A 13,112-nucleotide genomic window follows, 5' to 3' on the forward strand; every position below is an offset into this window, starting at 1 on the left:
TGCTCCTGGACGACACCGTCGCGTACTCTTCCACAGAAGCCAAAGACCGCTGGTCGTCGCCGTGCCTGTGAGGGTGCGGAGGCCGAAGGATTCGCTGAGAGATGCGAGCGACCCGCGCAGGTGACAGTGGATGAGTTCCCGGATCGTTCTCGATGCGGTCGAGCTGAGCCCCGTGCGCCTGCGCCCGGGGCGTTTTGTTTTGTTCAGTCCCTTCCGCGCGGTCCCATCACCCGGAAGGAGGCCGACGCTTATGGCAAGGCCCGACAAGGCTGCCTCGGTGGCCGAGCTGGAGGACCAGTTCCGCAGCTCGAACGCCGCTGTGCTGACCGAGTACCGGGGTCTCACCGTGGCGCAGCTCAAGACGCTGCGTCGTTCGCTCGGTGAGAACGCCCAGTACGCCGTGGTGAAGAACACGCTGACCAAGATTGCGGCCAACCAGGCCGGGATCACCGCGCTGGACGACCAGTTCACTGGTCCGACCGCGGTCGCCTTCGTCACCGGTGACCCGGTGGAGTCGGCGAAGGCGCTGCGTGACTTCGCCAAGGACAACCCGAACCTCATCATCAAGGGCGGTGTCCTTGAGGGTAAGGCGCTGTCCGCCGATGAGATCAAGAAGCTTGCGGACCTCGAGTCCCGCGAGGTTCTGCTCAGCAAGCTGGCCGGCGCGTTCAAGGGCAAGCAGTCCCAGGCTGCTCAGCTCTTCCAGGCGCTGCCGTCGAAGCTCGTCCGCACCGTGGACGCGCTCCGTGCCAAGCAGGCCGAGCAGGGCGGTGCCGAGTAATTCGGCTCGCGCAATGATCCGGGCCGCCGCCTAGCCGGCGGAGCGGGTCGCAGCGGGCCGAACGTACGCCCGCCTCACATGTACATCCGGCACCTGCCGATTTAGTGGAAGGATCGCCCATCATGGCGAAGCTCTCTCAGGAAGACCTGCTCGCGCAGTTCGAGGAGATGACCCTCATCGAGCTCTCCGAGTTCGTGAAGGCGTTCGAGGAGAAGTTCGACGTCACCGCCGCCGCGGCCGTCGCCGTTGCCGCCCCGGGTGCCGGTGCGGGCGCCGGTGGCGCCGAGGCCGTCGAGGAGAAGGACGAGTTCGACGTCATCCTCACCGGCGCCGGCGACAAGAAGATCCAGGTCATCAAGGTCGTGCGTGAGCTGACCTCCCTGGGTCTGAAGGAGGCCAAGGACCTCGTCGACGGCACCCCGAAGCCGGTCCTCGAGAAGGTCAACAAGGAAGCCGCTGACAAGGCCAAGGAGGCCCTCGAGGGCGCCGGCGCCTCCGTCGAGGTCAAGTAAGACCGCGTCGCGTCTCGCGACTCCTCTGAGCGTCCTGTAACGCTCTGAGCCCGAAGGGCGATCATCCATCTGGGTGGTCGCCCTTCGGCGTTCCCGGGGACTCGCGTGGCGGCGGTCGTACGGGCCCGGGGAAGCGGAGTATGGTGATCTTCGCCGTGCGCCGCGCAGAGGCAGGGGCCTTGACGAACCGCACGCAGCGCGCAATTCTCAGGACGCGTCGTCACAACGATCCGTTTCCGAGGCATGGATCGACGACCGAACGGGCAGTATCGAGGTGCGCCGCACGGCGCGAGGTAGCGCGGAGTTGAGAACAACGAGGGTTGCGATTTACTCGCCCTGGACATCAGTGGGCCAAGTGGCTACACTGACCCTTTGCGCTGCCTGTTAGCTGCCCCCTGCCCGTCACCAGGGGCATCCCCTCGCATCTGCATCCTGGGCCCACCGCCCCTGACCTGGCCTTCCAGCCGTTTCAGGGTCATCCGCCCAGGGGGCTCCGCTAGGGACCGGTACGCGCGTAGTGAGTCCGAGCCCTCGGAAGGACCCCCTCTTGGCCGCCTCGCGCAACGCCTCGACCAATACGAACAACGGCGCCAGCACCGCCCCGCTGCGCATCTCCTTTGCAAAGATCAAGGAGCCCCTCGAGGTTCCGAACCTCCTCGCGCTCCAGACCGAGAGCTTCGACTGGCTGCTCGGCAACGCCGCGTGGAAGGCTCGCGTCGAGGCCGCCCTTGAGTCGGGACAGGACGTCCCCACGAAGTCCGGCCTGGAGGAGATCTTCGAGGAGATCTCCCCGATCGAGGACTTCTCCGGGTCGATGTCGCTGACCTTCCGCGACCACCGCTTCGAGCCGCCGAAGAACTCGATCGACGAGTGCAAGGACCGTGACTTCACCTACGGTGCCCCGCTCTTCGTGACCGCCGAGTTCACGAACAACGAGACCGGCGAGATCAAGTCCCAGACGGTCTTCATGGGCGACTTCCCGCTGATGACCAACAAGGGCACCTTCGTCATCAACGGCACCGAGCGTGTCGTCGTGTCGCAGCTCGTCCGTTCCCCCGGTGTCTACTTCGACTCCTCCATCGACAAGACGTCCGACAAGGACATCTTCTCCGCCAAGATCATCCCGTCCCGGGGTGCCTGGCTGGAGATGGAGATCGACAAGCGCGACATGGTCGGCGTCCGCATCGACCGCAAGCGCAAGCAGTCCGTCACCGTCCTCCTCAAGGCGCTCGGCTGGACCACCGAGCAGATCCTGCAGGAGTTCGGCGAGTACGAGTCCATGCGCGCCACCCTGGAGAAGGACCACACCCAGGGCCAGGACGACGCGCTGCTCGACATCTACCGCAAGCTCCGTCCGGGCGAGCCGCCGACGCGCGAGGCCGCCCAGACGCTGCTCGAGAACCTGTACTTCAACCCGAAGCGCTACGACCTCGCGAAGGTCGGCCGCTACAAGGTCAACAAGAAGCTCGGGGCCGACGAGCCGCTGGACGCGGGTGTCCTCACCACCGACGACATCATCGCGACCATCAAGTACCTGGTGAAGCTGCACGCCGGCGAGACCGAGACGGTCGGCGAGAACGGCAACACGATCGTCGTCGAGACCGACGACATCGACCACTTCGGCAACCGTCGTCTGCGCAACGTCGGCGAGCTGATCCAGAACCAGGTCCGCACGGGTCTGGCTCGTATGGAGCGCGTCGTCCGCGAGCGGATGACCACCCAGGACGTCGAGGCGATCACGCCGCAGACCCTGATCAACATCCGGCCGGTCGTCGCCTCCATCAAGGAGTTCTTCGGCACCAGCCAGCTCTCGCAGTTCATGGACCAGAACAACCCGCTGTCGGGTCTCACCCACAAGCGCCGTCTGTCGGCGCTGGGCCCGGGTGGTCTGTCCCGTGAGCGGGCCGGCTTCGAGGTCCGAGACGTGCACCCGTCCCACTACGGACGCATGTGCCCGATCGAGACCCCCGAAGGCCCGAACATCGGTCTGATCGGTTCGCTCGCCTCGTACGGCCGCGTCAACGCGTTCGGCTTCGTCGAGACGCCGTACCGCAAGGTCGTCGACGGCCAGGTCACCGACGAGGTCGACTACCTGACCGCCGACGAGGAGGACCGCTTCGTCATCGCCCAGGCGAACGCGACCCTGAACGACGAGCTTCAGTTCACCGAGGCCCGCGTCCTGGTCCGCCGCCGTGGTGGCGAGGTCGACTACGTCCCGCCGGCCGACGTCGACTACATGGACGTCTCGCCGCGCCAGATGGTGTCGGTCGCGACCGCCATGATCCCGTTCCTCGAGCACGACGACGCCAACCGTGCCCTCATGGGCGCGAACATGATGCGTCAGGCCGTCCCGCTGATTAAGTCGGAGGCCCCGCTCGTCGGCACCGGCATGGAGTACCGCTGCGCCACCGACGCCGGCGACGTGCTCAAGGCCGAGAAGGACGGTGTCATCCAGGAGCTGTCCGCGGACTACATCACCGTGGCCAACGACGACGGCACCTACATCACGTACCGCCTGGCCAAGTTCTCCCGCTCGAACCAGGGCACCTCGGTCAACCAGAAGGTCGTCGTCTCCGAGGGCGACCGCGTGATCGAGGGCCAGGTCCTCGCCGACGGCCCCGCCACCGAGAACGGTGAGATGGCGCTCGGCAAGAACCTGCTCGTCGCGTTCATGCCGTGGGAGGGTCACAACTACGAGGACGCGATCATCCTGTCGCAGCGCCTCGTGCAGGACGACGTCCTCTCCTCGATCCACATCGAGGAGCACGAGGTCGACGCCCGTGACACCAAGCTCGGCCCCGAGGAGATCACCCGGGACATCCCGAACGTCTCCGAGGAGGTCCTCGCCGACCTCGACGAGCGCGGCATCATCCGCATCGGTGCCGAGGTCGTCGCCGGCGACATCCTGGTCGGCAAGGTCACGCCCAAGGGTGAGACCGAGCTGACCCCGGAGGAGCGCCTGCTCCGCGCGATCTTCGGTGAGAAGGCCCGTGAGGTCCGTGACACCTCGCTGAAGGTCCCGCACGGCGAGACCGGCAAGGTCATCGGCGTCCGCGTCTTCGACCGCGAGGAGGGCGACGAGCTTCCCCCGGGCGTGAACCAGTTGGTCCGCGTCTACGTCGCCCAGAAGCGCAAGATCACCGACGGTGACAAGCTCGCCGGCCGTCACGGCAACAAGGGTGTCATCTCCAAGATCCTCCCGATCGAGGACATGCCCTTCCTCGAGGACGGCACCCCGGTCGACATCATCCTCAACCCGCTCGGCGTCCCGTCCCGAATGAACCCGGGACAGGTCCTGGAGATCCACCTCGGCTGGCTCGCCAGCCGCGGCTGGGACGTCTCCGGCCTCGCCGACGAGTGGGCGCAGCGCCTCCAGGCCATCGGTGCCGACAAGGTCGCCCCCGGCACCAACGTCGCCACCCCGGTCTTCGACGGTGCGCGTGAGGACGAGCTCGCGGGTCTGCTCCAGCACACCATCCCGAACCGCGACGGCGAGCGCATGGTGCTCCCCTCCGGCAAGGCGCGCCTGTTCGACGGCCGCTCCGGCGAGCCGTTCCCGGACCCGATCTCGGTCGGGTACATGTACATCCTCAAGCTCCACCACCTGGTCGACGACAAGCTGCACGCCCGTTCGACCGGCCCGTACTCGATGATCACCCAGCAGCCGCTGGGTGGTAAGGCCCAGTTCGGTGGCCAGCGCTTCGGTGAGATGGAGGTGTGGGCGCTGGAGGCTTACGGCGCCGCGTACGCCCTCCAGGAGCTGCTGACGATCAAGTCCGACGACGTGACCGGCCGCGTGAAGGTCTACGAGGCCATCGTCAAGGGCGAGAACATCCCTGAGCCCGGCATCCCCGAGTCCTTCAAGGTGCTCATCAAGGAGATGCAGTCCCTGTGCCTCAACGTGGAGGTGCTGTCCTCGGACGGCATGTCCATCGAGATGCGCGACACCGACGAGGACGTCTTCCGCGCAGCGGAGGAGCTCGGTATCGACCTGTCCCGGCGCGAGCCGAGCAGCGTCGAAGAGGTCTGACGGGAGTCCGGTACGGGGACTCGGTGAGCTTCACTGAGTCCCCGGCCGGCCCCAGGACCCCCGTATCAGACCCACAGCCTTACAACCCTGAGAGGGATTGACGCATAGTGCTCGACGTCAACTTCTTCGACGAGCTCCGGATCGGTCTGGCCACCGCTGACGACATCCGTCAGTGGAGCCACGGCGAGGTCAAGAAGCCGGAGACCATCAACTACCGCACGCTCAAGCCCGAGAAGGACGGACTCTTCTGCGAGAAGATCTTCGGTCCGACCCGGGACTGGGAGTGCTACTGCGGCAAGTACAAGCGCGTCCGCTTCAAGGGCATCATCTGTGAGCGGTGTGGCGTCGAGGTCACCCGCGCCAAGGTGCGCCGTGAGCGGATGGGCCACATCGAGCTCGCCGCTCCCGTCACCCACATCTGGTACTTCAAGGGCGTTCCGTCGCGTCTGGGCTACCTGCTCGACCTCGCCCCGAAGGACCTGGAGAAGGTCATCTACTTCGCGGCGTACATGATCACGTACGTCGACGACGAGCGCCGCACGCGTGACCTGCCGTCGCTGGAGGCCCACGTCTCCGTCGAGCGCCAGCAGATCGAGAACCGCCGCGACGCCGACCTCGAGGCCCGCGCCAAGAAGCTCGAGACCGACCTGGCCGAGCTGGAGGCCGAGGGCGCCAAGGCCGACGTGCGCCGCAAGGTGCGCGAGGGCGCCGAGCGTGAGATGAAGCAGCTCCGCGACCGTGCGCAGCGCGAGATCGACCGCCTCGACGAGGTCTGGAACCGCTTCAAGAACCTCAAGGTCCAGGACCTGGAGGGCGACGAGCTCCTCTACCGCGAGCTGCGTGACCGCTTCGGCACGTACTTCGACGGCTCGATGGGTGCCGCGGCGCTGCAGAAGCGCCTCGAGTCCTTCGACCTGGAGGAGGAGGCGGAGAAGCTCCGCGAGATCATCCGTACCGGCAAGGGCCAGAAGAAGACCCGTGCGCTCAAGCGCCTCAAGGTCGTCTCCGCGTTCCTGCAGACCGCGAACAGCCCCAAGGGCATGGTTCTCGACTGCGTGCCGGTGATCCCGCCGGACCTGCGTCCGATGGTGCAGCTCGACGGTGGCCGCTTCGCGACCTCCGACCTCAACGACCTGTACCGCCGTGTGATCAACCGCAACAACCGTCTGAAGCGTCTGCTCGACCTCGGTGCCCCCGAGATCATCGTGAACAACGAGAAGCGGATGCTCCAGGAGGCGGTCGACGCCCTCTTCGACAACGGCCGTCGCGGTCGCCCGGTCACGGGCCCCGGCAACCGTCCGCTGAAGTCCCTCAGCGACATGCTGAAGGGCAAGCAGGGTCGATTCCGTCAGAACCTGCTCGGCAAGCGTGTGGACTACTCCGCGCGTTCCGTCATCGTCGTCGGCCCGCAGCTCAAGCTGCACCAGTGCGGTCTGCCGAAGGCCATGGCGCTCGAGCTCTTCAAGCCGTTCGTGATGAAGCGCCTGGTCGACCTGAACCACGCGCAGAACATCAAGTCGGCCAAGCGGATGGTCGAGCGCGGCCGCACGGTCGTCTACGACGTCCTCGAAGAGGTCATCGCCGAGCACCCGGTTCTGCTGAACCGTGCGCCCACGCTGCACCGCCTCGGCATCCAGGCATTCGAGCCGCAGCTCGTCGAGGGCAAGGCCATCCAGATCCACCCGCTCGTCTGCACCGCGTTCAACGCGGACTTCGACGGTGACCAGATGGCCGTCCACCTGCCGCTCTCCGCGGAGGCGCAGGCCGAGGCCCGCATCCTGATGCTGTCCTCGAACAACATCCTCAAGCCCGCCGACGGCCGTCCGGTGACGATGCCGACCCAGGACATGGTCCTCGGTCTGTTCTTCCTCACCACCGACGGCGAGCTGCGTGACGTCAAGGGCGAGGGCCGCGCGTTCGGCTCCACGGCCGAGGCGATCATGGCCTTCGACGCCGGCGAGCTGTCGCTGCAGTCGCAGATCGACATCCGCTTCCCGATCGGCACCGTCCCGCCGCGCGGCTGGGTTCCCCCGGTCGCGGAGGAGGGCGAGCCGGAGTGGCAGCAGGGTGACTCGTTCCGCCTGCGGACGACCCTGGGCCGCGCGCTCTTCAACGAGCTGCTGCCCGAGGACTACCCGTTCGTCGACTACTCCGTCGGCAAGAAGCAGCTCTCCGAGATCGTCAACGACCTCGCCGAGCGCTACCCCAAGGTCATCGTGGCGGCGACGCTCGACAACCTGAAGGCGGCGGGCTTCTACTGGGCGACCCGTTCCGGTGTCACCGTGGCCATCTCCGACGTCGTCGTCCCCGAGGCGAAGAAGGCGATCGTCGCCGGCTACGAGGCGCAGGACGAGAAGGTCCAGAAGCAGTACGAGCGCGGTCTGATCACCAAGGAAGAGCGCACTCAGGAGCTCATCGCGATCTGGACCAAGGCGACCAACGAGGTTGCCGAGGCCATGAACGAGAACTTCCCCAAGACGAACCCCATCTTCATGATGGTTGACTCGGGTGCCCGAGGAAACATGATGCAGATGCGGCAGATCGCCGGTATGCGTGGTCTGGTGTCGAACGCCAAGAACGAGACGATCCCGCGTCCCATCAAGGCGTCCTTCCGCGAGGGCCTGTCCGTGCTCGAGTACTTCATCTCGACCCACGGTGCCCGTAAGGGTCTCGCCGACACCGCCCTGCGTACCGCCGACTCGGGTTACCTGACCCGTCGTCTGGTGGACGTCTCGCAGGACGTGATCATCCGCGAGGAGGACTGTGGCACCGACCGCGGTCTGAAGCTGCGGATCGCCTCCAAGGACGAGACCGGCGTGCTGCGCAAGGCCGAGGACGTCGAGACCAGCGTGTACGCGCGCTGCCTCGCCGAGGACGTCGTCGTCGACGGCAAGGTGCTGGCCCCGGCCGGTGTCGACCTCGGTGACGTGCTCATCGAGCAGCTCGTCAACGCGGGCGTCGAGGAGGTCAAGACCCGCTCGGTCCTGACCTGTGAGTCCGCCGTCGGCACCTGCGCCATGTGCTACGGCCGCTCGCTGGCCACCGGCAAGCTGGTCGACATCGGTGAGGCGGTCGGCATCATCGCCGCCCAGTCCATCGGTGAGCCCGGTACCCAGCTCACGATGCGTACCTTCCACACCGGTGGTGTGGCCGGTGACGACATCACCCAGGGTCTGCCGCGTGTCGTCGAGCTCTTCGAGGCCCGTCAGCCCAAGGGTGTCGCCCCGATCTCCGAGGCGGCCGGTCGCGTCCGCATCGAGGAGACCGAGAAGACCAAGAAGATCGTCGTCACCCCGGACGACGGCAGCGACGAGACCGCTTACCCGATCTCGAAGCGTGCCCGTCTGCTGGTGGGCGAGGGCGACCACGTCGAGGTGGGCCAGAAGCTCACCGTGGGTGCCACCAACCCGCACGACGTGCTGCGCATCCTCGGCCAGCGCGCGGTCCAGGTCCACCTGGTCGGCGAGGTCCAGAAGGTCTACAACTCGCAGGGTGTGTCGATCCACGACAAGCACATCGAGATCATCATCCGGCAGATGCTGCGCCGTGTGACGATCATCGAGTCCGGCGACGCGGAGCTGCTGCCGGGCGAGCTCGTGGAGCGCTCGCGCTTCGAGCAGGAGAACCGTCGTGTGGTCCAGGAAGGCGGCCACCCGGCCTCCGGCCGACCGCAGCTCATGGGTATCACCAAGGCATCGCTCGCCACCGAGTCGTGGCTGTCGGCGGCGTCCTTCCAGGAGACGACCAGGGTCCTGACCGACGCGGCGATCAACGCCAAGTCGGACTCCCTGATCGGCCTCAAGGAGAACGTCATCATCGGTAAGCTCATCCCGGCCGGTACGGGTCTGTCCCGCTACCGCAACATCCGGGTCGAGCCGACCGAGGAGGCCAAGGCCGCGATGTACTCGGCCGTCGGCTACGACGACATCGACTACTCGCCGTTCGGCACCGGCTCCGGCCAGGCCGTTCCGCTGGAGGACTACGACTACGGTCCGTACAACCAGTAAGTAGTGCGGTAAAAGCGAAGAAGGGCGGCACCCCGCGAGGGGTGCCGCCCTTCGGCGCGTCCGGGGACCGTCAGCGGCCGGCCAGCTCCCACAGGGCGAGCCCGAGGCCGGCGGTGGCCGTCAGCGCGGCGACCGAGGCGATCGGCCAGCGCGCCCGTTCCAGGGCGTCGAGCCGGGCCTCGTGGTCGGCGAGCTGCTTGTCGGTCTGGTCGCTGCGCTGGACGAGCAGCGCGAGGGAGCCGTCGACGCGGGCGAAGCCGGCCTCCAGGGTGCCGCGCAGCCGCTCCAGTTCGAGGGCGACGGCGACCGGGTCGTTCGGGTCAGGCTCGATCATCTGCTCCGGCCTCCGGGGTGGTGCGCAGCCAGGACGGCAGCAGGGCCTGGAGGGCCGGGACGGCCATGACCCGGGTGAGGGCGCCGGCGACGGCGAGTGCCCCGGCGACCCAGGGGAGGGTGGCGGGGATCCCGGAGGCGTCGACCAGCGCCGGCAGCACGACGGCGATGCCGACGGCGGTCTGCACGATCGTCCGGATCGTGCGCTTGGCGGCTTCGGACATGGGTGGTTCTCCTTGCGTGGGGGAGCTGGTGCGAGGTGGGGGGCAGGGGGCCGTCGCACGGGGGCGGGGCTACTGCACGTACGGGACCTTGAGCGCGTTCCAGGAGGTGCGGCCCGGCCAGCCGTCGGCGTCGGAACCGGAGAAGCCGAGCTTGCGCTGCCAGGCGGCGTACGACCGGCGGTCGGCCTCGGACCAGCGCGGGCCGGGCCCGACCTGGTAGCGGCCGCAGCCCTCGGCGACCAGCCGGCGGCCCATCGCGGTGACGACGGGGGAGCTCGGGGTGGTCTTGAAGAACGCGGTGCCGGGGAAGGGCTGGTAGCGCGGGGCGGCCGGCTTGGCGGGGGCGGTCGGCTTCGGCGCCGGGGCCTTGCCGAGCCGCTTCTGGACCCGGTCGCGCATGCCCGGCATGCCGAAGCCGCGCGGGTCGCTCTTCCAGTCGGACCACTCGGAGTGGCCGATGACGGACTTGGCGCCCCAGTCGTGGGCCCGGCAGAGCGCCGCCGACACGCGCTCGATGGCGTCGAGCTGCGCGGCCGGCCACGGGTCGGAGCCGTTGCCGAGGTTGATGCACTCGAAGCCGTAGAAGCGGGAGTTGCCGTCGACGGCGCCCCGGCTGCCCTGGTGCTCGCGCGGGACGGGCGGCCGCACCCCGTACGTTTCGCTGATCACGGCCTGGAGGACGGACGGGTCGCCGCCGCCCGCGTGGTTGGCGCGGCCGTTGCCGACGAGGTGGACGGTGCCGTCCTTGGCGATGACGCCGTGGCACAGCGGGCCGGGCAGACCCTCGTAGCCGTTGTAGCAGAGCTCGACGGTGTGCGCGGTGCCGCTGGAGACGGTGTGGTGGATCATCACACCGACCACGGGCCCCCAGGAGCCGGTCTGGTTGCGGTGATGGGTGCGCCATCCGTCGTGCTCGACGACGGTGACGCCTTCGGCGCGGAGCGCGGCCACGAGCCGGTCCGCGGAGAGGGGGGCTGCCATGTGTCCTCCGGGGCATGGATTCCGGGCATGAGAAAACCCCGGCCGGTGGGCGGCTCGGGGTGGGCGTGCGGGTGTGCGGGCGTGCGGGGTGGGGCGGGTGGGGCCGGTGCTACGGGGTGGGCTCGGCGGGCGACTCCGGGGACGGCGCCCAGCTCGCGCAGAGCGCGGCGTAGGCGGCGCGGCGGCTCTCGAAGTCGGCGAGCGCGGCCTCGACGGCGCGCTGGACGGCGGTCGGGTCGGGGACGACGGGAACGCCGTCCTTGGCGGCCACCGTCACCATGCCGGAGCCGCGCAGGGACGCGTCGCCGACCCCCTTCTCGGAGAACTCGGCGGTGACGTACACCGAGGGGTACTGCCCGGTGACCGGGTCGCGGTCCAGGGCGTAGCCGAGGCTGTTGTCGTAGACGCGGATGTTGAGGACGTGGCCGTCCTCGGTGACGGTGGCGCGCCCCGCGTAGTCGATGGCCACGCCCCAGGGCTGGGTGGGGTCGATGTGCATGCTGTGCTCCTCGTACGGCTCGGGTGCGCGGATCAGGTCTGGGTGCCGTAGATCAGTACGGGCTGGGCGTAGACGGTGCCGCCGGTGGCCTTGGCCTGGATCTCGATCTGCATGATCTGGCCGAACCTGCTGTTCATGTCACCGGGGAGCAGGCCGGTGTGGTTGAAGGTGGAGCCCGCGGTGACGGTGGGGCCGAACTGCTGGCCGTCGACGAGGATCTTCACCTCGCCGGTGGCGTTGGTGGACACCGCCGTTTCCACGGACAGCCGCAGCTTCGGCTGCCAGATGGGGTTGAAGGACCTGGCGATGGTGGTGAAGGTGGTGCTGGCGGTGGACGGCCAGTTGGTCTTGTCGACGGTCTGCGGCGGCAGCAGCGCCAGCCAGGGCCGGGCGAGGCCGCCGGTCATGATGTCGTCGGCGAAGATCTCGTGGCTGTAGCCGTCGAAGATCCGGAACAGCGGCCGGTTGATGGTGACGCTGCCGGTCTGCGCCGGCGGGCGGATCTCGCTGACCGCCGGCCGGGTGTTGACGGCCGTGGACAGCGCCTTGATCCGGCGTTCCATCTTGTTCAGCCGGTCGATGATGTCCTCGGGCAACTGGGGCATCAGGCCTCCTCAAGGTAGAGCTCGGCGGTGTCGGGGCGGCCGCGCTCCGGGGGAGTGACCTTGACGCCGATGATGCGGTAGCGGGCGTCCAGGCCCTGGGAGTACCACTCGTCCGTGATGCGGATGCGGGCGACGCGGCCGATGAGCGCCGGCGGGACGAGGCCGCCGAGATGGATGCTGATCGCGGGGATGACGACGGCCCCGCGGGCCTCGTCGAGTTCCCGCTTGGCCAGCGCGCTGAGCGTGGTCGGGTCGGTGACCTCGTTGTGGTCCGAGGACAGGTCGATCAGCGGCCAACCGTCCGTGAGCAGGTCGCTGGCGAACTGCTCGCTGGAGTAGAGCGGCCGGGACTCGGTGCCCGCGTTGGAGTTCGTGGAGGCGCCGCGGGCCAGGGCCGTGGTGCCGCCCCGGGTCGCGTCGTACGGGAAGGAGTACGACAGGATGACGCCGGGCCGGTCGAAGATCAGGTCCGTCGCACCGTTGACGATCTTGGGCCAGCCCAGTCGGAGCTGACGGATCCGCTTGCCACTGACCGGGTCGCGGTAGACCAGGATCTGGTGCTCGAAGCCGTTCTCCATCGCGGCGAGCTGGTCCAGCGCCTCCAGGTAGACGGTCTCGTCGCCCTTGCGCCACGAGGCGGTCCGGAGGACCTCGGACTTCTCCTCGCCGAAGGTGATGCCGAGGGTGCGGGGCTCCTGTCCCTCCACCGGAGGGACGGTGGGGTCCTCCTGCCGGTTCAGTTCCTTCCACAGCCTGCGCGCGATCTCGAGCTGGTCGGTCGCGGTCGTGAAGGAGATGTCGGTCCGGATGCGGCGCCGGGCGGCGTACGAGTCGAAGGTCGCGGCCTGGATGCCGAGGGTCAGCACCCCGCGGCCGCTGGACTGCAGGGTGGTGGTCCAGATGATGCCGCCCCACCACAGGTCGCCGCCGCGCTCCAGGTAGACCGCGGTGCGGCCCTCGCGGACCTTCTTGACGCGGTCGGCGATGTCCTTGTTGGGGATGGGGATGGTGCCGGAGAGCGAGCCGGCCTTGCCGATGTAGTCGTCGAAGGAGACGTCCCGCAGGGGCAGGATGTCGAGGGTCTGGTCGGTGATCAGATCGCAGAAGATCGCCCGGTAGGGCGTGTCGAGTGCCATGGCG

General features: G+C 68.1%; 10 protein-coding genes. 4 read left to right on the plus strand and 6 right to left on the minus strand.

What is annotated here, in order from left to right:
- The first annotated feature begins 250 nt into the window (after positions 1-250).
- From rplJ to ABZ135_RS02120, 4 genes are all read left to right on the plus strand, one after another.
- Complete coding sequence (gene rplJ / locus ABZ135_RS02105; RefSeq protein WP_356690854.1) at positions 251-781, plus strand: 50S ribosomal protein L10; 531 nt, start codon at positions 251-253, stop codon at positions 779-781.
- Between the two features lie 122 nt (positions 782-903).
- The gene (gene rplL, locus ABZ135_RS02110; RefSeq protein WP_356690856.1) at positions 904-1,293 is read left to right on the plus strand and encodes a 50S ribosomal protein L7/L12; all 390 of its coding nucleotides are present in this window, start codon (positions 904-906) and stop codon (positions 1,291-1,293) included.
- Positions 1,294-1,840: 547 nt separating this feature from the next.
- The gene (gene rpoB / locus ABZ135_RS02115) at positions 1,841-5,323 is read left to right on the plus strand and encodes a DNA-directed RNA polymerase subunit beta (protein WP_356690858.1); all 3,483 of its coding nucleotides are present in this window, start codon (positions 1,841-1,843) and stop codon (positions 5,321-5,323) included.
- 107 nt (positions 5,324-5,430) lie between these two features.
- Entirely contained in the window at positions 5,431-9,330 is a 3,900-nt protein-coding gene (locus ABZ135_RS02120) for a DNA-directed RNA polymerase subunit beta' (RefSeq protein WP_356690860.1), read from the plus strand.
- 70 nt (positions 9,331-9,400) lie between these two features.
- Here the strand turns inward: ABZ135_RS02120 and ABZ135_RS02125 are convergent, their stop codons facing one another.
- The 6 genes from ABZ135_RS02125 to ABZ135_RS02150 all read right to left on the minus strand — a co-directional run bounded on the left by ABZ135_RS02125 (position 9,401) and on the right by ABZ135_RS02150 (position 13,108).
- Positions 9,401-9,664: a hypothetical protein gene (locus ABZ135_RS02125; RefSeq protein ID WP_356690862.1), complete on the minus strand. Its 264-nt coding sequence runs from the start codon at positions 9,662-9,664 to the stop codon at positions 9,401-9,403.
- The gene (locus ABZ135_RS02130; protein ID WP_356690864.1) at positions 9,651-9,887 is read right to left on the minus strand and encodes a hypothetical protein; all 237 of its coding nucleotides are present in this window, start codon (positions 9,885-9,887) and stop codon (positions 9,651-9,653) included. Before ABZ135_RS02130 ends, ABZ135_RS02125 begins: the two co-directional genes overlap by 14 nt.
- 69 nt (positions 9,888-9,956) lie before the next feature.
- A complete protein-coding gene (locus ABZ135_RS02135; RefSeq protein WP_356690866.1) occupies positions 9,957-10,868 on the minus strand; it encodes a peptidoglycan-binding protein in 912 nt (303 codons plus the stop codon).
- Between the two features lie 109 nt (positions 10,869-10,977).
- Positions 10,978-11,367 carry an ATP-binding protein gene (locus tag ABZ135_RS02140; RefSeq protein WP_356690868.1) on the minus strand — a complete coding sequence of 130 codons (390 nt, stop codon included), beginning with the start codon at positions 11,365-11,367 and terminating at the stop codon, positions 10,978-10,980.
- A 32-nt stretch (positions 11,368-11,399) separates the two neighbouring features.
- The gene (locus ABZ135_RS02145) at positions 11,400-11,972 is read right to left on the minus strand and encodes a hypothetical protein (RefSeq protein ID WP_356690870.1); all 573 of its coding nucleotides are present in this window, start codon (positions 11,970-11,972) and stop codon (positions 11,400-11,402) included.
- Positions 11,972-13,108, minus strand: a complete 1,137-nt coding sequence (locus ABZ135_RS02150) for a hypothetical protein (protein WP_356690872.1) — start codon at positions 13,106-13,108, stop codon at positions 11,972-11,974. The genes ABZ135_RS02145 and ABZ135_RS02150 overlap by 1 nt, the downstream gene beginning before the upstream one ends.
- Positions 13,109-13,112 lie beyond the last annotated feature (4 nt).

Source organism: Streptomyces sp. NPDC006339 (assembly GCF_040612775.1).
GTDB lineage: Bacteria > Actinomycetota > Actinomycetes > Streptomycetales > Streptomycetaceae > Streptomyces.